The 25,857-nt window shown below is 70.0% G+C and carries 27 protein-coding genes; 11 read left to right on the top strand and 16 right to left on the bottom strand.

The genetic code is table 11. The annotated features are described in order from the left end of the window. Nucleotides 1-53: 53 nt before the first annotated feature. Entirely contained in the window at nucleotides 54-968 is a 915-nt protein-coding gene (pyrB, locus tag FY251_RS17580) for an aspartate carbamoyltransferase (protein ID WP_004977050.1), read from the top strand. After that, entirely contained in the window at nucleotides 965-1,432 is a 468-nt protein-coding gene (gene pyrI, locus FY251_RS17575) for an aspartate carbamoyltransferase regulatory subunit (RefSeq protein WP_148416339.1), read from the top strand. Before pyrB ends, pyrI begins: the two co-directional genes overlap by 4 nt. A gap of 5 nt (nucleotides 1,433-1,437) precedes the next feature. Here the strand turns inward: pyrI and FY251_RS17570 are convergent, their stop codons facing one another. Next, complete coding sequence (locus tag FY251_RS17570) at nucleotides 1,438-2,955, bottom strand: ATP-binding protein (RefSeq protein WP_148416338.1); 1,518 nt, start codon at nucleotides 2,953-2,955, stop codon at nucleotides 1,438-1,440. 409 nt (nucleotides 2,956-3,364) lie between these two features. Between FY251_RS17570 and FY251_RS17565 the strand changes: the two genes are divergently transcribed. Continuing rightward, nucleotides 3,365-4,240 (top strand): hypothetical protein, encoded by an 876-nt coding sequence (locus tag FY251_RS17565; protein ID WP_148416337.1) that lies wholly within the window; start codon nucleotides 3,365-3,367, stop codon nucleotides 4,238-4,240. A 231-nt stretch (nucleotides 4,241-4,471) separates the two neighbouring features. Here the strand turns inward: FY251_RS17565 and FY251_RS17560 are convergent, their stop codons facing one another. The 7 genes from FY251_RS17560 to FY251_RS17530 form a co-directional block, all read right to left on the bottom strand. Further along, entirely contained in the window at nucleotides 4,472-5,188 is a 717-nt protein-coding gene (locus FY251_RS17560) for a ThuA domain-containing protein (RefSeq protein WP_148416336.1), read from the bottom strand. A 90-nt stretch (nucleotides 5,189-5,278) separates the two neighbouring features. Beyond that, nucleotides 5,279-6,088, bottom strand: coding sequence for an enoyl-CoA hydratase/isomerase family protein (locus FY251_RS17555; RefSeq protein WP_148416335.1), 810 nt, complete (start codon nucleotides 6,086-6,088; stop codon nucleotides 5,279-5,281). 67 nt (nucleotides 6,089-6,155) lie between these two features. Further along, nucleotides 6,156-7,208, bottom strand: a complete 1,053-nt coding sequence (menC, locus tag FY251_RS17550; protein ID WP_148416334.1) for an o-succinylbenzoate synthase — start codon at nucleotides 7,206-7,208, stop codon at nucleotides 6,156-6,158. 2 nt (nucleotides 7,209-7,210) lie between these two features. After that, complete coding sequence (locus FY251_RS17545) at nucleotides 7,211-8,149, bottom strand: 1,4-dihydroxy-2-naphthoate polyprenyltransferase (RefSeq protein WP_148416333.1); 939 nt, start codon at nucleotides 8,147-8,149, stop codon at nucleotides 7,211-7,213. Between the two features lie 176 nt (nucleotides 8,150-8,325). Beyond that, on the bottom strand, nucleotides 8,326-9,279 hold the full coding sequence (locus FY251_RS17540; protein WP_148416332.1) for an FAD-dependent monooxygenase: 954 nt from the start codon (nucleotides 9,277-9,279) through the stop codon (nucleotides 8,326-8,328). Nucleotide 9,280: 1 nt separating this feature from the next. Then, nucleotides 9,281-10,516, bottom strand: coding sequence for an ABC transporter substrate-binding protein (locus FY251_RS17535; protein WP_148416331.1), 1,236 nt, complete (start codon nucleotides 10,514-10,516; stop codon nucleotides 9,281-9,283). 121 nt (nucleotides 10,517-10,637) lie between these two features. After that, complete coding sequence (locus FY251_RS17530; protein ID WP_148416330.1) at nucleotides 10,638-11,555, bottom strand: 1,4-dihydroxy-2-naphthoyl-CoA synthase; 918 nt, start codon at nucleotides 11,553-11,555, stop codon at nucleotides 10,638-10,640. Between the two features lie 122 nt (nucleotides 11,556-11,677). On the opposite strand from FY251_RS17530, the gene FY251_RS17525 reads away from it, so the two are divergent. Together FY251_RS17525 and FY251_RS17520 are read left to right on the top strand one after the other, a co-directional pair. After that, complete coding sequence (locus FY251_RS17525; protein WP_148416329.1) at nucleotides 11,678-12,121, top strand: hypothetical protein; 444 nt, start codon at nucleotides 11,678-11,680, stop codon at nucleotides 12,119-12,121. Next, nucleotides 12,114-12,653: a hypothetical protein gene (locus tag FY251_RS17520; RefSeq protein WP_148416328.1), complete on the top strand. Its 540-nt coding sequence runs from the start codon at nucleotides 12,114-12,116 to the stop codon at nucleotides 12,651-12,653. The genes FY251_RS17525 and FY251_RS17520 overlap by 8 nt, the downstream gene beginning before the upstream one ends. Here FY251_RS17520 and FY251_RS17515 read toward each other — a convergent pair. The 4 genes from FY251_RS17515 to FY251_RS17500 all read right to left on the bottom strand — a co-directional run bounded on the left by FY251_RS17515 (nucleotide 12,650) and on the right by FY251_RS17500 (nucleotide 17,256). After that, nucleotides 12,650-13,162 (bottom strand): hypothetical protein, encoded by a 513-nt coding sequence (locus FY251_RS17515; RefSeq protein ID WP_148416327.1) that lies wholly within the window; start codon nucleotides 13,160-13,162, stop codon nucleotides 12,650-12,652. The two genes, FY251_RS17520 and FY251_RS17515, sit on opposite strands and share 4 nt — an antisense overlap. 67 nt (nucleotides 13,163-13,229) lie before the next feature. Then, a complete protein-coding gene (gene menD / locus FY251_RS17510; RefSeq protein WP_148416326.1) occupies nucleotides 13,230-14,978 on the bottom strand; it encodes a 2-succinyl-5-enolpyruvyl-6-hydroxy-3-cyclohexene-1-carboxylic-acid synthase in 1,749 nt (582 codons plus the stop codon). Nucleotides 14,979-15,031: 53 nt separating this feature from the next. Continuing rightward, on the bottom strand, nucleotides 15,032-16,363 hold the full coding sequence (locus tag FY251_RS17505; protein WP_148416325.1) for an isochorismate synthase MenF: 1,332 nt from the start codon (nucleotides 16,361-16,363) through the stop codon (nucleotides 15,032-15,034). Nucleotides 16,364-16,662: 299 nt separating this feature from the next. Then, nucleotides 16,663-17,256 carry a sulfite oxidase-like oxidoreductase gene (locus FY251_RS17500; RefSeq protein WP_089777920.1) on the bottom strand — a complete coding sequence of 198 codons (594 nt, stop codon included), beginning with the start codon at nucleotides 17,254-17,256 and terminating at the stop codon, nucleotides 16,663-16,665. Between the two features lie 182 nt (nucleotides 17,257-17,438). On the opposite strand from FY251_RS17500, the gene FY251_RS17495 reads away from it, so the two are divergent. From FY251_RS17495 to FY251_RS17485, 3 genes are all read left to right on the top strand, one after another. Continuing rightward, nucleotides 17,439-17,651, top strand: coding sequence for a cell surface protein (locus tag FY251_RS17495; RefSeq protein WP_089777918.1), 213 nt, complete (start codon nucleotides 17,439-17,441; stop codon nucleotides 17,649-17,651). 58 nt (nucleotides 17,652-17,709) lie between these two features. Beyond that, nucleotides 17,710-17,988: a UPF0058 family protein gene (locus FY251_RS17490; RefSeq protein WP_004969989.1), complete on the top strand. Its 279-nt coding sequence runs from the start codon at nucleotides 17,710-17,712 to the stop codon at nucleotides 17,986-17,988. Nucleotides 17,989-18,128: 140 nt separating this feature from the next. After that, nucleotides 18,129-19,781 carry a rhomboid family intramembrane serine protease gene (locus tag FY251_RS17485; RefSeq protein ID WP_148416324.1) on the top strand — a complete coding sequence of 551 codons (1,653 nt, stop codon included), beginning with the start codon at nucleotides 18,129-18,131 and terminating at the stop codon, nucleotides 19,779-19,781. Nucleotides 19,782-19,832: 51 nt separating this feature from the next. Here FY251_RS17485 and FY251_RS17480 read toward each other — a convergent pair whose 3' ends face one another. The 3 genes from FY251_RS17480 to FY251_RS17470 form a co-directional block, all read right to left on the bottom strand. Continuing rightward, the gene (locus FY251_RS17480) at nucleotides 19,833-20,459 is read right to left on the bottom strand and encodes an METTL5 family protein (protein ID WP_089777914.1); all 627 of its coding nucleotides are present in this window, start codon (nucleotides 20,457-20,459) and stop codon (nucleotides 19,833-19,835) included. Beyond that, complete coding sequence (locus FY251_RS17475; RefSeq protein WP_148416323.1) at nucleotides 20,459-20,854, bottom strand: hypothetical protein; 396 nt, start codon at nucleotides 20,852-20,854, stop codon at nucleotides 20,459-20,461. Before FY251_RS17475 ends, FY251_RS17480 begins: the two co-directional genes overlap by 1 nt. 214 nt (nucleotides 20,855-21,068) lie before the next feature. Then, nucleotides 21,069-22,052 (bottom strand): lamin tail domain-containing protein, encoded by a 984-nt coding sequence (locus FY251_RS17470; protein ID WP_148416322.1) that lies wholly within the window; start codon nucleotides 22,050-22,052, stop codon nucleotides 21,069-21,071. Between the two features lie 141 nt (nucleotides 22,053-22,193). Between FY251_RS17470 and FY251_RS17465 the strand changes: the two genes are divergently transcribed. After that, on the top strand, nucleotides 22,194-23,147 hold the full coding sequence (locus FY251_RS17465; protein ID WP_004043457.1) for a transcription initiation factor IIB family protein: 954 nt from the start codon (nucleotides 22,194-22,196) through the stop codon (nucleotides 23,145-23,147). A gap of 86 nt (nucleotides 23,148-23,233) precedes the next feature. On the opposite strand, the gene FY251_RS17460 is transcribed toward FY251_RS17465, so the two are convergent. Then, the gene (locus FY251_RS17460; RefSeq protein ID WP_148416321.1) at nucleotides 23,234-24,877 is read right to left on the bottom strand and encodes a flippase activity-associated protein Agl23; all 1,644 of its coding nucleotides are present in this window, start codon (nucleotides 24,875-24,877) and stop codon (nucleotides 23,234-23,236) included. Between the two features lie 104 nt (nucleotides 24,878-24,981). Here FY251_RS17460 and FY251_RS17455 point away from each other — a divergent pair, with 104 nt between their 5' ends. Then, on the top strand, nucleotides 24,982-25,269 hold the full coding sequence (locus FY251_RS17455; protein WP_148416320.1) for a hypothetical protein: 288 nt from the start codon (nucleotides 24,982-24,984) through the stop codon (nucleotides 25,267-25,269). A 34-nt stretch (nucleotides 25,270-25,303) separates the two neighbouring features. Continuing rightward, entirely contained in the window at nucleotides 25,304-25,786 is a 483-nt protein-coding gene (locus tag FY251_RS17450; protein ID WP_148416319.1) for a universal stress protein, read from the top strand. The last annotated feature ends 71 nt before the right edge of the window (nucleotides 25,787-25,857 follow it).

Raw genomic sequence — 25,857 nt, 5'->3', positions numbered from 1 at the left:
CAGAGCGTCCGATGCCGGGGGATTCAAGTCGGTGTAGGTCGCGTCATTCATCGATGCGTCAGGACCACCTCATCTCCGCGTCGCACCTCTCGCGGGAGGACATCGAGGCGGTGCTCGACCGCGCGGCCGACATCGACGACGACCCGGCCGCGTTCCGGCAGCGACACGCCGGAAAGGTTCTCGGGCTCTGTTTCTTCGAGCCGAGCACGCGAACCCGGATGAGCTTCGACTCCGCGATGAAACGCCTCGGCGGCCAGACCGTCGATATGGGCCCGGTCGAGTCGTCGTCGGTCAAGAAGGGCGAGACGCTCGCCGACACCGTCCGCGTGGTCGAGGGCTACGCCGACGCGCTCGTGCTCCGCCACCCGAGCGAGGGCGCGGCCACGATGGCCGCCGAGTTCGTCGACGTGCCCCTCGTCAACGCGGGCGACGGCGCGGGCCAGCACCCGAGCCAGACCCTGCTTGACCTCTACACCATCCGGGAGAACGCCGGCCTCGACGACCTCACCATCGGCATCATGGGCGACCTGAAGTACGGCCGGACGGTCCACTCGCTGGCCGAGGCGCTGACGAACTTCGACGCCAGCCAGCACTTCATCAGCCCCGAGAGCCTGCGGCTCCCCCGGAACGTCCGCTACGACCTCCACGCCTCGGGCGCGCAGGTCAGAGAACACACCGAACTCGACGAGGTGCTCCCCGAACTCGACGTGCTCTACGTGACGCGCATCCAGCGCGAGCGCTTCCCCGACGAAAACGAGTACCGCAAGGTCGCGGGACAGTACCAGATCGACTCGGAGACGCTGGAAGCGGCGGCCGACGACCTCACGGTCATGCACCCGCTGCCCCGCGTGGACGAGATTTCGCCGGACATCGACGACACCGACCACGCGACGTACTTCGAACAGGCCCACAACGGCATCCCGGTCCGGATGGCGCTTCTGGACATCCTCCTCTCCCAAGACCGATGACAGACGACCACCAACTCCGCGTCTCGAAGATTCGAAACGGCACCGTCATCGACCACGTCGCCGCGGGGCAGGCGCTCAACGTCCTCGCCATCCTCGGCATCGACGGCACCAGCGGAGAGGCCGTCTCGGTCGGGATGAACGTCCCCTCCGACCGCCTCGGCCGCAAGGACATCGTGAAGGTCGAAGGCCGCGAACTGAGCCAGTCCGAGGTGGACGTGCTGTCGCTCATCGCGCCCGCCGCGAGCATCAACATCGTCCGCGACTACGACGTGGTCGAGAAGAACCGGGTCGTCCGCCCCGACGCCGTCGCGAGCATCATCTCGTGTCCGAACAGAAACTGCATCTCGAACGCCGACGAGCCCATCCAGTCGCGCTTTACGGTCCTCTCGGACGGCGTGCGCTGTGACTACTGCGAGACCATCGTCCGCGAGGGAGAAGTCGCGGCCAACCTCGACGTGAACTGACCGTTTCAGGAGTCGTTCGACGCCCTTTTTCCCGCGGCGCTCGCCGGACAGCGGTGGTCCTCGTCGGCGAACTCGACGCCGTCGAACTCGAAGCGCGCGCCGCCCGTCGCCGCGGCCCCGACGGAGACCGACCAGCCGTGGGCCTCCGCCAGCGACCGGACGATGTCGAGGCCGAAGCCCGTCCCCTCGGCCGAGGTGGTGAAGCCGCGTTCGAACACCCGCGCGGCGTCGGCGGCGTCGATGCCGGTGCCGTCGTCTTCGACCGCGACCGTCTTGTCGGCCGGCGACGCGGTGACGCGGACGGTCAGCGGCGAGGCTCGGCCGTCCGCGGAGCCGTGTTCGACCGCGTTCCGAAACAGGTTCTCGAACAGCCGCTGGAGCCGACCGGGGTCGGCGTGAACCGTCGCGGTCGACTCGACGACGAGCGTCGCGTCGTCCGTCTCGACCGTGTCCCACGCCCGGCGGGCGACCGCCTCGACGGAGACGGGCGTGAACTCGACGACGGCCGTCCCGCGGCGGGCCGCGGTCAACACGTCGGTGACGATGTCGTCGATTCGGGTCAGCGAGGTGGCGACCCGTTCGAGGTTCGCGGAGTCGTTCGCCTGTCGTTCGAGGTCGAGGAAGCCGATCGCGACGGAAAGCGGGTTTCGAAGGTCGTGCGAGAGGACGCGCGCGAACTCGCCGAGGCGCTCGTTTTGCTGTGCGAGCTGTTCTTCGTGCTTCCGGCGGGTCGTGATGTCGCGGCCGACGCCGCAGAAGCCGACGACCTCGCCGTCCGGCCCCGTGAGCCGACGACCGGTGAGTTGGAACAGAAGCGTGCCGTCGTCGGTCGGCAACCGCGCTTCGACGACGGTCGTCCCCGTTCGGATAACCTCCTCGACGGCGCGTTTGACCGCCGGGTGGTCGGCCTCGTGGAAGAACGCGTCGGCCGACATCCCCGTGAGTTCCGCGTCCGACAGACCGGTGAGGTCGGAAAGTCGCTCGTTCCACGAGACGAGTCTCCCCTCGCGGTCGTAGACGTAGAACACGTCGTCGAGCGCGTCGAGCGCGTCCTCGATGAACCACCCCGCGTCCGCCGAGAACGCTCCACGGTCGGCCGTGTCGCGAGCGGCCCGCGCCTTGCGATGTTCGCAGGCGAGGTGCTGAATCCGCGAGCCGAGCGCGTCGGTGGCGTCAGCGGCGTCGCGCTCTGCCTTCCCGATGCACTCCTCGCGGGCGAGGTACGCGTCGATACCCAAATCGACCAGTTCCGTCACGGAGTGATCAGCGTCAGACGCCAGGAAGACCACGGGGAGGTCGCAGTCTGTGTTTCGAATCTCGCGGAGCAGCGAGACGGGGTCGCCGTCGGAGAACCCCGAACCCAAGACGAGACAGTCGTACGAATCGCCGTCGAGGGCGCGGCGGGCGGCGGCGAGCGTCGCCGCCGAGTCGACGACGGCGTCCGAGACCGCCCGCTGGACGACGCGGGACGTCGCGCGGTCGCCGTCGGCGGATAAGACGCGAATCGGAGTATCGAGCGGCATCGGGCGGATGGGAACGAACTGAACGACTGACAGGATGTTCTCAGATATTATAACGTTTCTGTGAACTCTCCCGACTGAAAAACGTCAAGATAAAACGTGTATCCAGTTTCGAGTCGTCCGCCGCGGCTCCCCCGGTGTCGTAATCACTTAGTGCGGTGCGGTCGAAACCATCGGTATGTCCAAGAAGGCCAAACTGGTCCTGGTACTGGCGCTCGTCGCGGTCCTCTACACCGTGTTCTCCGGTAGCGGAGAGACCGTCGAAGTCGAAATCGAGGAGTAACCGCTTTTCGGCGCTCGGTCGTCCCCGACCGAGTCCGCCCCGCTCTCGCCCGTCCAGCGGCCGCGCCGGAAAGCCGTCCGCACGCCCGAGAGCGAACGACTTACCCGACGGCCGCGCGAAAGCGGAGCCATGTACGGGGTCGTCACGCGCAACGAGGAGGAAGTGGACTGGCCGGAGTTCGACCGCGGGTTCTACGAGGTCAAAGACGTCACCGGCCGGGCGGCCGAGCCGCTGTCGAACGCCGTCAACATGATCTCGTGTTTCGGCGACAACGCCGCCGCCAACGAGAGCCCCGAGTTGGTCCCCGTCGACGGCGAGGGGAACCCTGCGACGCGGGACCGCACGTACTTCGACTGGGCGTACATCTGCCCGACGAACGAGAAGTACCGCGCCGGCCTGCTCGAAATCGTCGCGGACGCCGCCGCGGAAAACGGCGACGTGCGCCTCGACGACGTGGGCTTCCCCCGCGACGAGTACTGCCGATGCGACCGGTGTACCTCGCAGTTCGAGGCGTGGGCCGACGACCGCGGTCGTGACGCCGACGACGAGGACGCGTGGTTCGAGTGGCGCGCCGAGGTCATCACCGACTTCGTCGCCGACGCCGCCGAGCGCGTCCCCGGCCGCCTGTATCTCACGCTGTACCCCGACCCCTATCCGGGCCACCTCTACCGCCGCGCCGGCCTCGACATCGAGGCGCTCTCGGAGTACGTCGACGAGTTCGTCGTCCCGCTGTACGACACCACCTACGGGACGACCTACTGGCTCGAAACCATCGCCCGCGGCTTCGTCTCGCTTCTGGACCCCTACGACGCCGACTTCTCGCTCGAACTGTACGCCGTGAACGTGGACGTGGACGACCTCATCCACGCCATCGAGGTCGCAGACGAGTACGCGAAGGACGTGCTGTTCGGCTACGACGCGAGCAACGCCGCCGCGACGCTCCGCCGGATGACCGCCGACGGCTCTCGCGGGAAGACCTACCACCCCGACGACGCGACCCGCTGAGCGCGAGCCGTCGCGTCGCCTCGGCGACCGCCGCCCGCCTCAGAACGCGCCGGCGAGGTAGCCGATGACGACGATGCCGAGGAGGAAGACGAGCGCCGCGAACGCGAACAGCGCGAACATCAGTCGCCGCTGTCCGCTCGTCGGTTGTGCCATGGGCGTTCTCCGGACCGCACCCACTTATGATAGTCGGCGCTCCGGGCGGTCCCGTCCGGACGGTCCGCCCCCGTCGTCTCAGTCGAGGTCTTCGATGGGCTCTGCGTTGCCGAAGTACGGGTCGGGACCGTCGCCGGGGGCCGCCCACGCGACGGCGTTGTCGAGGACGGTCCGAACCTCGTCTTGCTCGTAGATGGGGTAGGTCTCGTGGCCCGGCCGGAAGTAGAACACGCGGCCCTTGCCGCGGGTGTAACAACAGCCGGAGCGGAACACCTCGCCGCCCTCGAACCACGACGTGAACACGAGGTCGTCCGGCGCGGGGATGTCGAACCGCTCGCCGTACATCTCGGCGCGGGGGACCTCGAACGACTCCGGAAGCCCGTCGGCGATGGGGTGTCCCGGCTCGACGACCCAGACGCGTTCCTTCTCGCCCGACTCTCGCCACTTCAGCGAGCAGGTCGTCCCCATCAGGCGCTTGAACGGCTTGGAGTAGTGTCCCGAGTGGAGCACGAGCAGTCCCATTCCGTCGCGGACGCGGTCGACCACGCGGTCGACGATCGCGTCCTCGACCTCGTCGTGGGCCTTATGGCCCCACCACGCCAGCACGTCGGTGTCGTCGAGGACGGACTCGGTGAGCCCGTGTTCGGGTTCGTCCAGCGTGGCGGTCTGCACGTCGTAACCCGCCTCGCGGAGCCCCTCGGCTATCGTCGCGTGGATGCCGTCGGGGTAGACCGCGGCGACCTCGTCGTCTTCCCGCTCGTGTCGGTACTCGTTCCAGACGGTGACGGTGACCATACTCCCGCCGTCGCCGGGCGGCGACAAGTATGCACCGAACGCGGGGCCGGCGGAGGCGCGAGGCCGGGTGAGACCGCCCGACCAGCCGGCCTACTTCCCTTCGAACGCCGGCTCTCTGCGCTCCGTGAACGCCGCCACGCCCTCGGCGTGGTCGTCGGTCTCGAACATCACCGCCTGCGCCGACGCCTCGTGTTCGATGGCCGCCTCGATGGAGTCGTCGGGGCGGCGGAGCAGGCGCTTTGAGGCGGTGAGCGCCGTCGTCGGGCCGCCGGCGATGCGCTCCGTGAGGGCGTCGAGTTCGGCCTCGAACTCGTCTTCGTCGGCGACGCGGTTCACGACGCCGAGTTCCAGCGCCCGCTCGGGACCGACTTCCTCGCCCGTGTAGACGAGTTCCAGTGCCACGTTGCGCCCGACGAGCCGGGGAAGGAGGTACGACACCCCCGAGTCGACCGCGAGGCCGACCCGGCGGAAGCCGAAGCTGACGGCGGCGTCGTCGCGGAGGAGTTGGAGGTCGCAGGCGATGGCGAGCGCGCCGCCCGCGCCCACGGCCGGGCCGTCGATGGCCGCGACCGTCGGGAGGTCGCACTCGTAGACGCGGCGCACGCAGTCGGCGGTGTCGCCGACGACGTGGTCGACCGCCTCGGGGAGCGTCATCGCGTCGGCCTGTAGCTCCAGCATGGCGTTCACGTCGCCGCCGGCGCAGAACGCGCCCGCCTCGTCGCTCCCGCGGACGACGACACAGCGCGCCTCGTCAGGGAGCGAGTCCAGCGCCTCGCGCACGCCCGCGGTCACCTCGACCGTCAGCGCGTTCCGAACCGCCGGGGCGTCCAGCGTCACCGTCGCCACGCCGTCGTCGAGCGCGAGCCGTACCGCGTCGGAGTCGAGTTCGACCTCGGTCATCTCCCGGTTCGACGTGCAGAATCGTGAAAAACGTTGGGACCGTGGAGAGTTGATTTTTATCTGCGCCTCAGGGGAACACTGCGCCCACGTCGATGCCGAGTCCGGGGGCGTCGGGGACGCGCATCCGACCGCCGCGCACCGGGGCCGGGTCGGCCGCGAGGTCGGAATCGAGGAGCGGGGCGGTCGCCAGTCCGTGCGCCCGGTCGCCGGGGAGCGACGCCGCGACGTGGAGCGCGCCGAGTCGGGCGACGACGGCGTCGATGGTGGTCGTGACGACGACCTCCACGCCGGCGTCGCGGGCGCGGGCGGCGAGGTCGCGGACGCGGTCCGGGCCGCCGAGCGCCATCGGCTTGCAGACGAGCACGTCCGCCGCGTTCGAGGCGAGCGCCCGCCCCGCCGGGGCCGCCGAAAGCGACTCGTCGAGCGCGATGGGCGTGTCGTGGAGCCGCCGGAGGACCGCGTGGCCGTCGAGTTCGTCGGCGGGAAGCGGCTGTTCGAGGTAGTCGAGGTCGAGACCCAGTTCCTCGACCGAGTCGAGGAACCGGTCGGCGGTCCAGCGGTCCCACGCGGCGTTCGCGTCGGCCCGGAGCGACACGTCGGGACCGACCGCCTCGCGGACCGACCGCAGGCGAGCTACGTCGTCGGTCGGGTCCCGCACGCCGACCTTCAGTTTGAGGCAGTCGTACCCCGACGCGACGGCGGTCTCGGCGGCCGCGACGGTCGCCTCGGGACCGTCGTCGCCGAGGGTCGCGTTCACCGGAAGCGAGGTGTGCGGGTCGGTGGCGAGGGACGCGGCGAGCGGCCGGTCGGCGGCGCGAGCGCGGGCGTCGGCGACGGCGAGCGAGACGGCGTGTCTCGCGGCGGGCGCGTCCGCGAGCGTCCCGTTTTCGAGCGCTGATTCGGGGTCGGCGTCACCGGTGGCGTCGTCTTCGGCGAGGCCGGCGAGCGCGTCGCGGCAGTCGGCGAGCGACTCGGTCCAGCCCGGAAGCGGGGTCGCCTCGCCGACGCCGGTTTCGCCCGCGACGTCGACCGCGACGAGGAATCCTTCGCGGCGCTCGATGTCGCCCGCGGCGGTCGAAAGCGGCGTTCGGAGGCCGACGGCGAACTCGCGGCGGCGCATCGTCACGCGAGGACGAGGCCGACCGAGAAGAGGACGGCGTAGAGCGCGAGGAGTTTCCCCGTGTCTTCGAGCGCGGGGTTGAGCTTCTCGCCTTTCGTCTCGGTGACGACGGTCCGCGCGATGCGGGCCGCGACGGGCATCGAGAACATGGGGAGCAGGACGAACCAGTCGAAGCCGGCGCGGGTCCAGAGGTAGACGGGGACGGCGTAGGCGAGCGCGAGCATGGCGACGTACTCGGCGCGGGCGAAACCGTAGCCGAACCGGACCGCGAGCGTCCGCTTGCCCGTGGTCGCGTCTTCCTCCTTGTCGCGGACGTTGTTCACGACGAGGATGTTCGTGGAGATGGCCGCCATCGGGAGGCTGGCGAGGACGGCGACGAGCGTGACGGTCCCCTCCGGAATCCCGACCGAAAGCGGGGCGGCGAGGACGCTCGCGGCCTGCACGTAGAACGTGCCGACGACGGCGATGAGGCCGAAGAAGACGAAGACGAACAGGTCGCCGAGGCCGTGGTAGCCGAGGGGGTACGGACCGCCGGTGTAGGCGATGCCCGAGGCGACAGAAAGCAGGCCGATGACGAGGATAGGCACGCCGCCGACGTAGACGAGGTAGGTGCCGAGGAGGACGGCGGCGGCGAAGGTGAGGTACATCGCGCGCTTGACCGCGGACGGCGGGATGAGTCCGCCCGCGGTGACGCGGGTGAAGCCCTCGCGGGCCTCGGTGTCCGCGCCCTGCACCGCGTCGTAGTAGTCGTTGGCGAAGTTGGTCCCGACCTGGATGAGAAGCGCGCCCACGAGCGCCGCGAGCGCGGGGAGCGGGGCGAACAGGTCGGCGTGGACGGCCACCGCGGTGCCGACGACGACCGGCGCGGCGGCCGCCGGGAGCGTCTGCGGCCGCGACGCCATCACCCACGCCCGCCTGCGAGAGATGTCCTGCGTGCTCATTGTCTGCATACGAGTGCCGGAGCAGTGAGTAAGTTCCTATCCGAAAGCGCGCGACGCCGGGGCGGTGAGTGGGAGAACACGGTCGCCCGGCGGTCGCGCCGGCTCCGACGCGGCACTCGCGTCCCGCGTCGGCGACGACGTGGTCATCGCCGTCGCCGACCGGGAGCGGTGGCTCGCTACTCGGGGGCGGCGTCGAAATCGGATTCAGACCCGGCATCGAAGCCGAGGCGGTCGACGAGTCGTTCGTGACCCCGCTCGGCCCGCGCTTCGACCGTCTCCTCGGAGACGTACATCTCGCGCTGGCGCTCCACGTCGGCCTCGCGGAGTTCGCGGAGTCGCGCCGCCGAGAGGTCGCAGTCGTCGGGGACGCGGCTGTCGAACCGCTCGCGCCAGTCGTCGCGGGCGGTCTCCTCGTCGGCGAGTTCGGTCTCGGGTCGTATCCAGTCCCAGTGACGCGCGAGGGTCTCGGGATAGCCCCGTTCGAGGCGGTGGTCGGTGATGACCGACCGGCCGACCCGCGCGCCCTGTCCGGCCGACATGATGGCCTGCACGTTGACCTCGCTCACCGGCGCGGCGACGTACAGCCCGTCGATCGGCGTGCGCCCCTCGACGTCGGCGTAGTCGCGGTCGAACTTCGTCCGCGTCTCGCCGTCGTACTCGTAGGTGACGAACATCTCGTCGTCGCCGAGCGGTTCGAGGAAGTCGCCGCCGTAGCGGGCGGCCGCGACGACCCGCCTCGCGGTGACGGTCTCGCCGCTCTGGGTCGTGACCGCGAAGCCGGGGCCGGTGGCGGCCGCGTCGGCGGCATCCCCGCCGGAATCCCCCGCGACGTCCGCGGTCGCGGTCTCGTCGTCCCCGACGAGTTCGACCGCCTCGACGAGGTCCGACACGAGGTCACAGCCGGCCGCCTCGACGTGGTCGTGGATGAGCCCGTAGAACGTCTCGACGTCGACGCCGCCGGGGAAGCCGAGGTAGTTCTCCAGATAGGCACAGCGCTGGAGCGACGACCGGCCGCGGTCGAAGACGACGGTTTCGAGGCCGTACCGGCCGGTGAAGAGGCCCGCCGAACAGCCCGTCGGTCCGCCGCCGACGATGGCCACGTCGTAGTCGAACGCCGCGGCATCCGCCATCTCAGAACTCCCCGTTGACGACGTCCGCGACGCGCTGGCGGTCGAACAGTTCTGCGTCGCTCGTCACCTCGCCGAACTCCTCGGGGTACATCTGCTTCGCGGCGCGTTCGGTCAGGAACAGGTTGTGAATCGGCCCCTGATTGAGGTAGCCGCCGCGGTAGACCCGGCCGTTCTGGACGGCCGTCAACTCGCCGCCGACGGGGTGGTCCTCCATGTACGCGAGGACGGTGTCGCGGAACTCCGCGGCCGTCTTGCGCTCGTGGCCGCGGATGAGAATCACGTCGGGGTCGACTTCGAGGAGGTTCTCGTAGTCGAGTTCGCCGCGGTTGGTCGTGCTGAGGTTCTCGATGTCGGTCCCGGTGAGCGCGTCGGTGACGCCGAGGTCGTTCCACTGTTTTTTGCTCGTCCCCTTGTCGTTGAGGCGGTACGGCGAGAACGTCTCCGGCTCGGTCGTCCCCTCGTAGGTGAGAAAGACGTTCGGACGCTCGTCGGCCGGCGGCAGTCGCGACTGGATGTCCGCGATGAACTCGTCGTGGAGCGCCGCGAACGCCTCGTAGCGGTCCTCGCGCTGGAACACCTGCGCGACCTTCTCGAACGCCTCGTAGAGCGTGTAGTAGCGGTAGTCGTGCCAGCCGTCCGACCGGCGGAAGATGAGGTTGCCGACGAACGGGGCGACGTTCTCCGCGATTTCGTCCACGTCCTCTTGGTCCCAGTCGAACCAGTTGATGAGCATATTCGGGTCGTAGAGGTGGACGTCGTTGTCGAGTTCGTAGAACTCCTCTTTCGTCCTGACCTCGGGGTACGCCTCGATCCGCTCGCGGTCGACGCTCACGCCGGGGAGTTCGTCGTAGACGTAGGTGTAGTACCGGCCCGCGCCGCCGACGCCGGTCACCCCGTCGCCGACGCCGAGCGCGACGGCCATGTCGGCGTAGCCGCCGTCGTAGGCGGCCCACGACTCGGGAACCGAGTCGAACGTGACCTCGCCCATCGGCTCCATCGTCACCGAGTACGAGGCGTCTGCCTCGGCCGCGTCGGTCTCCGTTTCCGCCTCCGTCTCGGTCGCGGCGGTCGTTTCGGCGGCCGCTTCGGTCGTCGTCTCGGCCGCGGCGGTCGTCTCGTCGCTCCCCGACGAGTCCGACGTGCAGCCGGCGAGCATCCCGGCCCCGAGCGCCGTGCCGCCGTACCGGATGTAGTTGCGTCGCGTGAGTCCCTCCCGCCCGGTGGATTTTTCGTCCATAGGATTTAGGCCATCCTAAACACACAAGAGCGTTCCTATTTTTCGGCGTGCCTAAATCTCTGCGGGGCGACGTGTTTCGACGCGGCGGCGGGGGCGGTCCGCTCCCGGCGGCGTCAGCGACTCAGTAGTGCCACGGGTAGTCGCGGAAGCGGGGCTCGCGCTTTTCGAGGAAGGCGTCGCGGCCCTCCTGTGCCTCCTCGGTCATGTAGGCGAGTCGGGTCGCCTCGCCGGCGAACACCTGCTGGCCGACCATGCCGTCGTCGGTCATGTTGAAGGCGTACTTGAGCATTCGCATGGCGGTCGGCGACTTCTTCGTCATCTCGTCGGCCCACTCCAGCGCGACGTCCTCCAGTTCCTCGTGGGGAATCGCCTCGTTCGCCATGCCCATGTCGACGGCCTCCTCGGCGGAGTAGGTCTTGCCCATGAAGAACACCTCGCGGGCCTTCTTCTGGCCGACCTGCTTTGCGAGGTACGCCGACCCGAAGCCGCCGTCGAAGGAGGCCACGTCGGGGTCGGTCTGGAGGAACTTCGCGTGCTCCTCGGAGGCGAGCGTCATGTCGCAGACGACGTGCAGGGAGTGGCCGCCGCCGACGGCCCACCCCGGCACGACGGCGACGACGGGTTTCGGCATGAATCGGATGAGCCGCTGGACTTCGAGGATGTGCAGGCGACCGGCCTTCGCCTCGCGGACGAGCGGGTCGTCGGAGGAATCGGCCTCGTCGTCGTCGCGGTACTCGTAGCCCGAGCCGCCGCGGACCGACTGGTCGCCGCCGGAACAGAACGCCCAGCCGCCGTCCTTCTCGGAGGGGCCGTTGCCGGTGAGCAGGACGCACCCCACGTTCGCGCGCTTTCTGGCGTCGTCGAGCGCGGCGTACAGCTCGTCCACGGTTCCGGGTCGGAAGGCGTTTCGGACCTCGGGGCGGTCGAACGCGATGCGGACCGCCGGCACGTCGACGGCGCGGTGGTAGGTGATGTCGTCGAACTCGTCGGACCCCGGGACGGGCTCCCAGCGGTCGGGGTCGAAAATCTCCGAGACCATACCGAGAGGCGGCGCGGGCGGCGCAAAAAGATTCGCTTGCGGCCGCGGTTCGGGGGACGACCCGCCACCTGACCGCTCCCCCGGCCCGGAGCTATTTGTCAGTCCGCGAACGACTCTCGCGCATGTCGGCCGCGACCACCCTCCTCGTCAGACTCGTCCACCTCGTCGGGATGGCGCTCGTCCTCGGCGGCGCAGTGTTCGCGTGGGCGACGCTCAGAGCGCCCGAGTCAGGGAGTGCATCCGCCCGTGAACCGACCGCGCTCGCGACCACCTACGAGTGGGTCTTCTGGGCGGCGATGGGCGCGATGGTCGTCACCGGCGTCGGCAACCTCGGCGCGCTCGGCCCGCCCGGACCGTCCGGGCGCTGGGGGTCGATACTGACGGTGAAGCTCCTCGCGGTGACCGCGTTCGTCCTCGGGTCGTTCGTCCGGACGCTCGTCGTGTTTCGGCTCCGGCGAGACGGCCCGGCGGGTGCCGGACGGTCGCTCCTCGTGAAGGGCTACGGCGCGACCGCCGCCGCGCTCCTCGTCCTCGTCGCGCTCGCGGAGGTGCTGGCGCATGGCTGAGGCCGCCGCCGGCCGCGTCGGGGCACGGGGGCGCTTCGAGGCGTGGGTCGTCTCGTCGTTCAACCTCGTCGTTCTGAGCCTCGTCGGACTCCTCGCGGCGCACGCGACCGGCGCGCTCGAAGGCGAACTCGCCGGCTTCGGGACGCTCCCCGGCGTCGCCGTCTTCGCCTACCTGTGGCTTCTCACCGCGGCCGCGACCCGGTGGGCGCTGGCGGACGGCGGGCTGGCCGACCTGCGGAACGGCCTCCGCGGACTGTGGCGACTCGTCCTCCGCGGGTTCGCGGCGGGCGCGCTCATCGGGGGCGCGTTCCTCCTCGGGGTGCTCCTCGTCGGCGCGATTCTGAACGGAGCCCCGCTCCTCTCGCTGGCGTTCATCGCGCTCATCGGCGTCGCGGCCGCGAGCGTCGTCGGCGGCGTCATCGGCGGCCTGTCGGTCCTTCTCGACGCGGGCTGTTACTGGGCGGCCGGCCGGCTCGTCGGGCCGTGGGCGAAGTCAGCGGTCTCGGCCGACGCTTCCGACGCGGAGGGCTAGTCTCGAAGCGGGCCGCGCGGACTCGTCAGCCACGACGCCAGTCCGACGAGTACCGCGGCCGCGATGCCGACGAGAAAGGCGGTCGCCCCGGCCACGGAACCGTAGGCGACGAGTCCCGTTCCGACGAATGCGGTCGCGAGCGACCGGCGGCGACCCATCGACTCGGGGTAGCCACCCGCTTTGAACCGGGCGAGCCCCCACGCGACCACGGCGACGAGCGGCGCGAGACCGAGGCCCGTCAGGGGCCGCTGGACGACGAACCAGAGGGCGGGGAACGCGACCACGGCCGCGACGAGCGCGAGCGTCCCGCGGCGGCCGAGCGCTGAGGGATAGCCGCGCTCGGCGAGGTCCGAGAGAAGCACCACGCCGAAGACGACGGTCCCGCCGGCGAAGACACCGGCGAGCGGTTCGGACGCGACGACGGCCGCGTAGGCGAACACGAGGACGCCGAGAAAGCCGGCGACGGCGTAGACACTGCCGCGGTACTGGCGGACGTTTGTGGAGGACACACCGCCACGATTCGGAGCGCGGGAGAAAAGTCAGTCGGTCGACTAATTCGCGCAGTCGGTCAATCGGTCAGTCGCTCAGTCGCTCGACCGCGCGCTCGGCGATGCGCTCGCGCACGCGGTGCGAGGACTCGGCGTCGGTTCGGACCTCGATGACGTCGGTGCCGTCGGTGGCGACCGACTCGGCGTAGGCGTCGCGGAAGTCGTCCGGGTCGACCGACGCGAACGAGAGGTCGTAGAGGTCCTCGGTTGCTTCGAAGTCGAGGCCGTGGGGCGTCTTGAACTGGTCCGTGAAGGGCGGCTCGTACTCCTCGATGGGGAGCATGTGGAAGATGCCGCCGCCGTCGTTGTTGACGAGGACGATAGTCGCGTCCACGCCGAGGCGGCCGAGCGCGAGCAGGCCGTTCATGTCGTGGTAGTACGCGAGGTCGCCGGTCAGGAGCGTCAGGTGGTCGGTGGCCGCGGAGCCGGCTCCGAGCGCCGAGGAGACGACGCCGTCGATGCCCGACGCGCCGCGGTTGCCGAGGACCGTCCGGGACTTCGTCGAGGGGCGCGCGAAGCGGTCGAGGTCGCGGACGGGCATGGAGTTCGAGACGAACAGCGTCGACGGCTCGGGCGCGAGGTCGGCCACGTCGGCCGCGAGCCGACCCTCGAAGGCGTCGGTCTCGTCGTCGACGAGGCCCCAGTAGGCGTCTTCCGCGTCGGTCCACAGCGCGTTCCACGACTCGTCGGGACGGTTGCGGACGAGTTGCGAGAGCCGCCACGCGAGCACCGAGGGCTCGGCCTCAACGAGGTCGGTCGCGCCGAACTCGGCCTCGCGCCAGCGGCCCGTCGGGTCCACGAGGTACTGTCGGGCGTCGGTGCGCGCGAGGTACTTCCGGAGCGGCTTCGAGGTCGGCGACGCGCCGATGCGGACGACGACCTTCGGGTCGGGCCAGTCGGCGGTGACGCGCTCGTCGAGGTAGGCGTCGTAGCCGCCGAGGACGGTCGTCGTCCGGGTGTGACCGCCGAATCGGAGCCCCGAAAGCGGGTCGGCGACGACCGGGAAGCCGGTCGCGTGGGCGAACGCGGCGACGGCCTCGGCGTTGAACCCCGGCGGGTCGGCGGGGCCGGCGACGACGAGTCCGCGGTCGACCGCGAGGTCGTCGGCGAGCTTTCGGAGGTGGTCGTCGGAGAGTTCCGGCGCGCCCGCGGTCGTCTTGACGTACGGGCGGCTCCCGCTCCGGCCGTCGAGCGCCTCGTGGTCGAGGTCGGCGGGCACGTCGCCCTCGACGTGCGTCGGTTCGAGCGGCTTTCTGAAGGGGAAGTTGAGGTGGACGGGGCCGGCGTCGACGCCGGTCGCCTCGGAGACGGCGCGGCCGGCGGTCGTCCGGAGGCTCCGGAGCTTCCTGTCGGTGGCCTCCGGTTCGGGCATGTCCTTGTACCAGCGGACGGCGTCGCCGTAGAGCTTCTCCTGGTCGACGGTCTGGTTGGCCCCGCTGTCGCGGAGTTCCGGCGGGCGGTCGGCCGTGAGGACGAGCATCGGCACGCGGGCCTGCGACGCCTCGATGACCGCGGGGTGGAAGTTGGCCGCGGCGGTGCCCGAGGTGCAGAGAACGGGCGTCACCTCGCCCGTGCGCCGGGCGCGGCCGAGCGCGAAGTAGGCCGCCGAGCGCTCGTCGAGGTGCGAGAACGTCTCGATGTCGTCGTGGCGGTCGAACGCCTCCGCGAGGGGCGTCGAGCGACTGCCGGGTGCGATGCACACCGCGTCGATGCCGGTGCGTGCCAGTTCGTCGGCGAAGGTCCGTGCCCAGAGGGCGTTTCGGTTCGGTGCTGTCATCTCGTCTGGGTCGTCTGTCTCGTCGTCAAAGCGAATCGAATCGGGGTCCGAACTCAGTCGTCGCGTTCGAGTTCGTCGAGGACGGGTCGGTACTTCAGCTGCACCTCGTCCCACTCGGCGTCGGGGTCCGAGTCGGCGACGAGGCCGACGCCCGCAAAGAGCGTCGCCAGCGTCTCCTCGACGATGGCCGAGCGGAGGGCGACCGCGAAACTGCCGTCGCCGTCGGCGTCGAACCAGCCGACCGGCGCGGCGTACCAGCCGCGGTCGAACGGCTCGGTGTCCCGAATCACGTCGAGGGCGGCTTCCGGCGGGAGGCCGCCGACCGCGGGCGTCGGGTGGAGCGCGTCCACGAGCGAGAGGACGTGTTCGTCGCGTTCGAGCGTCGCGTCGATGGGCGTCCAGAGGTGCTGGACGGTCGCGAGCTTCCGAATCCCGCGGTCGCCGACGCGAATCTCGGCCGACAGGGGCGCGAGCTGTTCCCGAATCGTCTCCGCGACGAGTTCGTGTTCGTGGTTGTCCTTCTCGCTTCCGAGCAGTTCGTTCGCGAGCCACTCGTCTTCGTCGTCGGTGTCGCCGCGGCCGGTCGTGCCGGCGAGCGCGCCGGTCTCGACCTCGCGGCCGCGGAGCGAGACGAGTCGCTCGGGCGTCGCGCCGAGGAAGCTCGCCCCGCCGTTCGGCTCGACGAGGAAGCGGTGGCAGTCGGGGTACGTCCCGCCGAGGCGGGCGAGCAGGTCCGGCGCGGCGGCGGGCCGGTCGAGTTCGACTTCGAGCGCCTGCGCGAGGACGACCTTCTGAAGGTCGCCGGCGCGGATGCGCGAGACCGCGGCATCGACGCTGTCGCGCCACGCCTCGACCGAGGTCGTCCGGTGGCGGTCCGAGACGCCCGGCGGTCCCTCGGGAGGCGCGTCGTCGAGCGATTCGAGCGTCGCGCGGAGTTCGCCGAGCCGGTCGCCGACGGTCTCGGCGTCGGCCTCGCCGTCGAGGGCGGTGACCGTGAGCCACGCGTCGTCGCCGTCGAAGACGACCTGCGCCTCGGGGACGACGAAGCGCGCGGCCGGGAAATCGGCCCACGGGTCGCGGCCGGTCGCCTCCTCGTGGAAGGCGAGGCCGCCGAAGAATCGCGGGCGGGCGACGCCGGGGGCGTCAACGTCCGCGCCGTCGAACAGCGCCGCCGCCGACCGGCGGACGCGGGCGAGTCGCTCGGGACCGTCGGCCTCGACGGCCACGGCGACGCCGCCGCCGACGACTGTTGGTTCGTCGGGGGCGGTCCACAGCGCCCGCGGGCGGCGCATCGCCGCGAGCGACGCCGAGACGGGGGGCGCAGACAGTCGAACCGACCTGCTGACGAGGTGGGTCCCCACCTCGTCTGTCCGCAACGGTTCCATCGACCGTGGCTCAGGACCGGGGACGCTTGAAACTCTCCCTTCTGTCCCGCACCGCGGTTCGGCGAGTCGGCGGAACGCGCACATCTGTCCACCGAGCGACAACGCTGGTTGCTCGGACGCGAAGCGACCGCCGCAAACGCCTGAAAATCAGCTCAGCTGTACCGCTCTTCGTTCCACGGGTTCGCCCACCTTTTTCCGTGGTTCGCTACGCTCACCACGCAAAAACCTGTCTTCGCGAGCGATAGCGAGCGAAGGCTCGTGAGACTGCATGCAGTCTCACGGTGGACCAAAAACTTAGGTTAGCTGTACCGCTCTTCGTTCCACGGGTTCGCCGTGTTCGAGTAGCCGCGTTTCTCCCAGTAGCCGCGTTCGGGTTCGGTGAGGAACTCGACGCCCGAGACCCACTTCGCGCCCTTGTACGCGTACTTGTGCGGGGTGACGACCCGGAGGGGGCCGCCGTGGTCGGCGGGCAGGTCCTCGCCGTCGTAGCCCCAGACGAACATGACCTCGTCGCGCATGCACTGGTCGAGCGGCAGGTTCGTCGTGTAGCCGTCCATCGCGTGGAACATCACGTGGACCGCGTCGTCGTCGACGCCGACCGCGTCGGCGAGCGCCGGGAACGTGACGCCCTCGAACTCGCAGTCGAACTTGCTCCAGCCGGTGACGCAGTGGAAGTCCTGTACCTGCGTCTCGGAGGGGAGGTCGCGGAACTCGTCGAACGAGAGGTCGAGTTCGGTGTCGACCGCGCCCCACGCCTCGAACGACCACGTCTCGGGGTCCCACGAGGGCGTGCCGCTCTTGGAGAGGACGGGGAACCGCTGGGTCTCGCGTTGGCCCGGCGGGAGTCGGTCGTCGCCGAACTCCTCGTAGAGGTGGGTCACGTCGTTGGCCATGCTCGAATCTTCGGCCCGACGCACCTATCACTAACGACTCCGGACACCCGTCGGAGCCGGGGCGACCGCGGGCACTAACCGAACGTAAACGGCGATTCGAGTTCGCCGGGACGACCTTCGGAAAACCCGATTATTCCCCCGGTAGAGTTATATACGGCCCTTCCAAAGCGACGGACGTTCAGATGCCCAAAGTAGAGATTACCGTGCCGGAACACCTGGAGATGCAGATCGTCCAACTCGTCGAGAAAGGCGAGTTCGTCAACCGCGACGAGGCCATCGAGGACCTGCTGTCGACCGGTATCCGCGCGTACAAGACCAGCGGTCCGATGTCCGACGAGGACCGCGCGTACGAAGACGACGGAATGATGGGCCACGAAGACGAGTACGTCTTCTGAGCCGAGTGACAGTATCCCCCAATAACTCTTAAACCGCCTTCGCTCCTACCCAACGCTCATGCACAAGGACGAACTGCTGGAGCTGCACGAACAGATGGTTATCATCAAGGACCACTTCTCGGCCCGCGAGCACGTCGATTCGAGCCTGTTCGACCCCTACGACGAGCTCGCCGTCGAGCCCTCCCACGTCCACAAATCGAAAAGCGAGCACAAACACGCCGTGTTCGTGCTCGGTAACGCCCTCGCGACCGCGATGAGCGACGACGAGTTCTCCAGCGCGGGCCGCGTCGGCAAGCGCATGGAGGAACTGGCCGACGACGCCGAAGGGAAAATCTGAGCGGCCGTCGACCGCACCGCCTCCAGCGCCCGCCCGCCGCGGAGTCGCCGCTGGCGGTCGGGTTCGTGTCGTTCGCTAGCACTTCTTAAGCAGTTCTCCGCGGGTTTCTTTACCACCCGTTCGCACGACACTGGTAGCTAATGCTAGAGATTCCGGGCTGGATACCGTTCCAGCGGCTCGCGGCGCTCCTCGCGCTCCTCGTGGCCGCCGTCGCGCTCGCCGTCGTCGACAGACCGAGTCGGCTCTCGGCGGCGCTCCGGCGGCGCTTCCTGTTCGGCCTCCCGCTCGGAACGCTCGTCAGCGCCGGCGGCGTCCTCCTCGTCTATCTCGTCGTACAGGACGGCTGGTCGTCGTGGTACCGACCCGTCGTCATCCCGTTTCGGGCGTGGTCGTACTTCTACCCGACCGGGATGCTGACCGCCGCGTTCGCCCACTCCAGCCCCGGCCACCTCGTCGGCAACCTCGTCGGCACGCTCACCCTCGCCCCCGTCGCGGAGTACGCGTGGGGCCACTATCCGACGCGCCGCGGGTCCACCTCGTTCGGGTCGGCCGGCGAGAACCCCTACGTCCGGTCGCTCGTCGTCTTCCCCGCGGTCGTCTTCGGCGTGGGGCTTCTCACCGCCGTCTTCGCGCTCGGCCCGGTCGTCGGCTTCTCGGGCGTCGTGTTCGCGTTCGCCGGCTTCGCGCTCGTCTTCCGCCCGCTCGGGACCGTGTTGGCGTTCCTCTCCGGGCGCGTCGTCAGCCTGTTTTACAACGCGATGCTCTCGCCCGAAGTCGTCTCGTCGGCCCGCCCGGCCTTCTCGACGCCGTGGTGGTCCCAGATCGCCATTCAGGGCCACGCCATCGGCTTCCTGTTCGGCGTCCTCCTCGGCGCGTGGCTCAGCCACCGCCGCGAGGGGTCGAACCCGCCCGCGCTGCCTCTCTTCGCCGGCGTCCTCCTGTTCGGCGTCAGCGAGTCGCTGTGGGCGGTGTACTGGTACCGCGGCGGCGAGACCTACGTGCTGTTCCGCGCCGTCGGCTTCGCGCTCGTCGTCGCGCTCGCGCTCGTCGTCGCGCTGACGGTCGCGGCGTCCGACAGGCCGCTCCGCGAGTACGCGCCCGACGACTCGGTGTTTTCGGCCCGCCGCTGGCAGGCCGGACTCGCCGTCCTCCTCGTCGTCGTCGCGGCGCTGTCGGGGCCGGCGATGCTGTACAACACGTTCACCGCGAGCGGCGACGCCCTGCCGGGCGAGAGCGTCACGGTCAGGGACTACGACGTGACCTACGCCGAGGACGTGCCGAACGGGCTGACCGCCGCCTTCGACGTCGAACTGTTCGGCGAGTCGACGACGACAAACACCTCCGGCGTCATCGTCAGAAGCGAGCGGCGCGGCATCTGGACGACGGCCGTCTCGACGAGTCGATTGGCGTTCGACGGCGAGTCGGCGGTCAGACTCGGCGGCCTCGGCTGGCGCGACCGAGTGACGGCGGTCCGCGACGGCTACGTCGTCACGGGCGCGGGAACGGCCTACCGGGTGTTCCTCGTCGCCGACGGCGAGGCGCGACTGGCGTACGACACCGGCCCGGTCCGGGCCGAACCCGTCGTCGCCCGGCGGAGCATCTCGGTCGTGCCGACGGCGACGGGCTACGACGTGCAGGTGTCGTCCGACAGCGGGACCGTCAGGGGACCGATGCCGACCGAGAACACGACGACGACGCTCGACGGGATTCGGTTCGTCCGCGAGAAGTCGTTCGTCTTCGCCGAGTCGCGGGGGACGAAAGTCCGCATCGCGCGGGAAGAGACGTACAATTAGGGCGCGACGGCGGACGACTCGCACGCTGATGGGCCCGGTTCGACCGCCGGCTCACCACTCGATGCGGAACACTTCGGCGTCGAGCTGTCTGCGGTCCTCGTCGTGGAAGTCGAACTGGCGGTCGAGGTCGAACGTCGCTTGGAAGGCGTCCGTGAGGTCGCCGCCGGCGTCGGCGACGAACGACTCGACGAACTCCTTGCTCCCCTCGTTGTGGACCGAGTAGGACACGTCGGCGACCGACGCGACCGAGTCGAGGAAGGCGCGGTCGGCGTGTTCGTTGCCCCGCTGCGCGCCGAACGGGGGGTTCATGAGCACCGTGACCTGCCGGTCGTCCGAGAGGCACAGCGGCAGGCGGGTGGCGTCGGCGCGAATCCAGTCGATGGGGGCGCTCGCGCCGACCCGGCGGGCGTTGTCCGTCGCGGTGGCGAGCGCGTCGTCGTCGAGTTCGACGCCGACGACGCGGGCGGGCGAGCGGAGCGCCGCGCCGAGGCCGAGCATGCCGGTCCCGGAGCCCAAATCGAGAATCGTCGCGCCCTCGATGTCGCCGCGGAGGTCCGCGAGGTGGACGAGGTGCGCGGCGAGGTCCGGCGGCGTCGGATACTGTTCGAGCGAGACCTTCGGGTTCTCGAAGCCGGCGACCACCGCCAACTGCGCCTCCAGCGCGGACTTGGTTGCCATCAGCCGTCGATGGAACCTCGAAGCTCAAAAGCGACGCCCTCGCGCCGGGCGCGCTCGCCGAGCGCGGCGAGCGCCGACTCGGCGTCGTCGGGGCGACAGCACTCCGCGACGTCGACAGCGACCCGGCCGACCCCGAGGAACGCGGCGGCGCGGACGTAGTCGCGGAGGCGGTCGGACTCCGACTGCACCGCGAGCGGGTCGTCCTCGCCGAAGCGGGCCTCGACGGTGAGTTCGGCCGGGAGATAACCGTCCTCGGCGAGTCCGGCCTTCAGGTCGCGGAGGTGCGACGGGGCGGTCGACTCCAGCCCCGACGCGTCGAGGATGACGGGGGTCAGGTCGGCGGGACGACCGGCGACGAGTGCGGCTTCGGCGGACGAGGGTTCGAGCGTGCTCATGTTGCGCATACATTTCCTTTGGTTATGTATATATCTTTGTAAATGCGCAGTAGTAATTACTTCGGGGAGAATCCGCCGATGGCGCGGAATTTCGCCGCTCCGACGTGACAGCCCGGAGGCTGATAGCTATCGCAACCGTACTGGCGATGGGGGTACACGCTCCACCCCCATTCCCCCTGACCCGCGCGAGCGGTTCATTCGGACGCCGACTTCGCTACCCGTACGTGTACGAGAGGACCTCCGTTCCGGCGGCGTTCCGAACCGTGACCGTGTCGCCGCCGTTGTTCCACACCGCGCCGCCGCGGCCCCAGTAGACGTCCTCGTCGGTGTCGGTTCCCGACCCCGTGTGGAGCGTCAGCGACGCGCCGGGGTTGAGTTCGGACCCCTCGGCGAACGTGTAGGTCGCGCCCGCCGCGTCGGAGACGGTCCACCCGGAGAGGTCGATTGTCGCGTCGCCGTCGTTGCGGAGCGTGACGTACTCCTCGTTGAGGTTGTCGTTGTCGTTGCCGGGCGCGTCGGCGACGACCGAGACGGAGAGGCCGTCGTCGGTGGTCGCGTCCGCGCCGCCCGCGGCCGCCCCCTCGGTCGCGCAGGACCAGAGGCCGACCCCGCGCTCTCTGGCGTCGCGCTCGGCGCGCTCGTAGCGCTCGCGCTCCTCGAACGAGCTCTCGTAGAGCCGGGCGTGGCCCTCGACGATGAGGTCGTAGTTGAACTCCGCGCCGTCGACGACGACGTACGCGAGGAGCCGCCCGTAGTAGCCGCGCTCGCCGGCCTTCTCGTCGTAGCGGAGTTCGACCGTCCGGTCGGCGAGCCGCGACTTCGCGTAGGCGCTCGCGTTCTCGCCGGCCGCGCGAAGGCAGGCCCGGCCGGCCTCCGTCTCGGGGACGCCCTCGAACTCGTCGGGCGTGTTCTCGGCGTGGACCTCCGGCGTGTCGACGCCGAGGAGCCGCACCGTCTCGCGCGCGCCGTCCGGCATGACGACCTTGACGGTGTCGCCGTCGACCACCTCGACCACCTCGACTGTCACGTCGCCCGCGGCGGCCGCGGTCGTCGGCGACCCCGACTGCGGTGTCGGCGACGCCGCCGCTGTCGCGGTCGGTTCGACCGTCGTCGTCGCGTCCGCGCCGCCCCCGCCGAGACAGCCCGCGAGGACCGCGAGAACGACGACAACGAGTGTCGCGGTAGCACGTCTGACCATTCGATTCACCGTTTGTCAGGGAACTGTATAAGTAGGTGCGTCCCGGTTGCCCGAATCCGAACTCGACGAATCGACAGACAGCGGCCTGTATCATATTTCTGTTACAAAGGTTTAAATTCACGCTCCACCAGAAACCTTTTAATGGAACGTCCGAGCCGGCAGCGTCAACGAGAGGAGGAGGCAACGGCACAAGAGGACGAGCAAGTCAACTGCCCGGAGTGCGGTTCTGACCAGATCGTCACGGACGCAGACCAGGGGGAGCTGGTGTGTGACGACTGCGGCCTCGTCCTCGACGAGCGACAGATCGACCGCGGCCCGGAGTGGCGGGCGTTCAACCACTCCGAGCGGCAGTCGAAGTCGCGCGTCGGTGCGCCCATCACCGAAACGATGCACGACCGGGGGCTGACGACGACCATCGACTGGAAGGACAAAGACGCCTACGGTCGCTCGCTTTCCTCCGAGAAGCGGTCGCAGATGCACCGCCTCCGCAAGTGGCAAGAGCGCATCCGGACCAAGGACGCCGGCGAGCGTAACCTCCAGTTCGCCCTCAGCGAGATCGACCGCATGGCGTCGGCGCTCGGCGTCCCGCGGTCGGTCCGCGAGGTCGCGTCGGTCATCTATCGCCGCGCGCTCAACGAGGACCTGATTCGCGGCCGCTCCATCGAGGGCGTCGCCACCTCGGCGCTGTACGCCGCCTGCCGTCAGGAGGGCATCCCGCGCTCGCTCGACGAGGTCGCTGAAGTGTCGCGCGTCCCGCAGAAGGAAATCGGCCGCACGTACCGCTACATCTCGCAGGAACTCGGGCTCGAACTCAAGCCCGTCGACCCCAAGCAGTTCGTCCCGCGGTTCGCCTCCGCGCTCGACCTCTCCGAGGAGGTCCAGGCGAAGGCGACCGAAATCATCGACGTGTCCGCCGAGCAGGGCCTGCTGTCGGGCAAGTCGCCGACCGGCTTCGCCGCCGCCGCCATCTACGCGGCGTCGCTTCTCTGCAACGAGAAGAAGACCCAGCGCGAGGTCGCGGACGTGGCGCAGGTGACGGAAGTCACCATCCGAAACCGCTACCAAGAACAGATCGAAGCGATGGGCTTCCGCTGAGCGTCGGCCCGTAGACCCGACCGGACCCGGCTCACCTCCCGTCGCCGTCACGGACGCCGACTGACGGCCGTCGGCGACACGCAGTTTTAGTTTTGCACGAACACCACGACCGACCGCCCCCAGAGGCCGGTGTCGTACTGGTGTGCGACGTAGCCGTCGAGGAGCGGCGCGACCGTCCCGCGCTCGTCGGCGGGCGCGATGACCACCGGCGGAATCGACGACCGGGCTTCGAGCGCCTCGGGCGTCGCCGCCGACGCGGTGTCGGCCCCGAGTCGCTCGACGTACCACGCCATCGGGAGCCGCTCGCCCCACGCGTCGGGGACCGGCGGGGAGTCGGCCGCGCCGTCGGCGACGTACATCGAACTCCCGTAGTAGAGCACCTCCGGGCCCCCGTCGTCGGTCGGCCCGACCCACGCAGAGAGGTTGTCGCGGAACGACGAGAACTCGCTCGACGGCTGGGCGAACTGCGCGAGTTCGGCGTCGCGGTCGCTCGGGCCGTACACCTCGGTCGTCGCCACCGCGCCGGTCTGAGCGACGAGCGCGAGCAGGACGATGACCGCGGCCGCGACGCGGGGCACGTCCCGGGAGTCGAACGCGGTCCGACCCCAGCGGACGAGCGCCGCGAGCCCGACGCCCGCCGGGAGCGCGAGCGGGACGACGACGTAGACGCCGAGCCACGGCGCGGACACCTCGGTCAGCATGGGGACGAACACGAGCGACGCGCCGGCCCAGTACACCGCCGCCGACACCTCCGAGCGCGGGCCGCCGGCCGTGTAGCGGTCGACGAGGAAGACCGCCGCGCCGAGGACGACGACCGGGAGCGCCGCCAACGCGAGCGTCCCGAGGAGGTCGCCGAGATACGGGAGGTACTCGTGGGTCCCCTCGGGGTAGCGGTGGACGACGCGGACGCCGACGAAGCGCCGGACTGAGTCGAACAGCGCCGCGTCGATTGCGCCGAGGACCGTCCCCGGCGTGTAGAGACCCGCGCCGTCGGTGTCGCCCGCCCGGGGCGCGAACGCGAAGACGTAGACTGCGACGAAGACGAGGAGCGCGCGGGCCGCGGGGGTCGCCGCGCCGCGGAGCCGAGCCGTGTACTCGCCGAGGCGCATCGCGGCCGGGCGCGCCGACGGGAGGAGCGCCGCGTGGTCGAACACCAGGAGGCCGGCGACGCCGAGACAGCAGAGGGCGACGACGCCGAGTCCCGACGAGGCGACGGCGAGCGCGACGGCCGCGGCGAGTCCGTAGGCGTTGCGCCGCCCCGCGCCGTCGACGAGGCGGAGCGCGAAGCCGAAAGCGACGAGCGCGAACCCGACCGCGAGCACGTCGCCGCGGGCGAACCGGCCGTAGTAGACGAGGATCGGGTTCGCCGCGAGCACGAGCGCGAACCCGAGAGTCTCGTCGTCGGCGAGGCGGCCGCGGAAGAGGAGCGCGGCGAGCGGGAGCGCCGCGCCGAACAGCGCGAAGGGGAGGCGGAGCGCGAAGTCGGTCGCGCCGACGAGCGCGAGCGACGGCCGCGAGAGGTGGTAGACGAGCGGGCCGCCGGCGACGGGGCGGTACGAGAGGAAGCCGGTTTCGAGCGACCGGAGGCTCCAGTAGCCGACGCGGGCCTCGTCCCAGTGGAGCGGCCGGTCGCCGAGGCCGACGAGGCGGGCGACGAGCGCCGCGGCCGCGAGCGCGACGACGGCGAGCGCCGTCCGGTCGGGTCGCCGCCCGGCGCGGGAGGGAATCATGGGGTGACGTGGCGCGCCGGACGGCAGAAAGGTTACGACTCGCGGAGGTGCCGTCGGCCCGCCCCTTCGAAAGCGTCATCCCCGCCGACCGGTAGCACTCGGATATGTCGCTCATCGAGTCGCTACCCGTCCGACCGCTCGAACCGCAGGAGCTGACGTCTTTGAACCGCGCGGACGCCTTCGACCTCGTCGTCGCCGTCGAGGACGACGGCCCCGCCCGCAGCCTGCTTTTCGCCACCGACGCGTGGGTCAAGGGCGTCGCCTACGATGACGACGCCGGCTGGTCGGTCGTCGAGACGGTCGCACTCGACGGCGAGACCGAGCGAATCGACGGACTACAGGCGTGCGAGGAGGCCGTCCTGTCGTTCCGAGGCGACGGGAACGAGGAGTAGTATTAACCGCGTTCCGAACTAAGTATAATCCGTCATGTACAGCGAAATCCTCGTCCCGACAGACGGCAGCAAGGCCGCCGAACGCGCCATCGACCACGCGCTCGACCTCGCGAAGACCTACGACGCGCGGATTCACGCGCTGTACGTCGTCGACACCAGCATCTACACCTCGCTCGACGCCGGCGCGGACGTGGTCATCGACGCCCTCGAACGCGAGGGCGACGCCGCGACCCGACACGTCCGCGAGGCCGCCGAGGAAGCCGGCATCGACGTGCAGGCCGAGGTCGTCACCGGAACCGCCTACCGCTCCATCCGGGAGTACATCGACGACCACGACATCGACCTCGTCGTCATGGGCACCCACGGGCGCACGGGCCTGAGCCACTACCTGCTCGGGAGCGTCACCGAGCGCGTCGTCCGCACCTCGCCGGTGCCGGTGCTCACCATCCGACTGGACGACGAAGACGAAGACGAGGCGGACGCCGACGAGAGCGCGGACGCCGAAGCCGAGGAGTAGTCCGAACTCGGGGCGCGAGTCGCGCGTTCGCGCCGCGCTCGGGAGCCTGCTTCGACCGCGCGGTCGGCGGC

Origin of the sequence: Haloferax sp. KTX1 (genome assembly GCF_902410085.1) — an archaeon.
Classification (GTDB): domain Archaea; phylum Halobacteriota; class Halobacteria; order Halobacteriales; family Haloferacaceae; genus Haloferax; species Haloferax massiliensis.
This window is presented reverse-complemented; position numbering and strand designations above follow the sequence as displayed.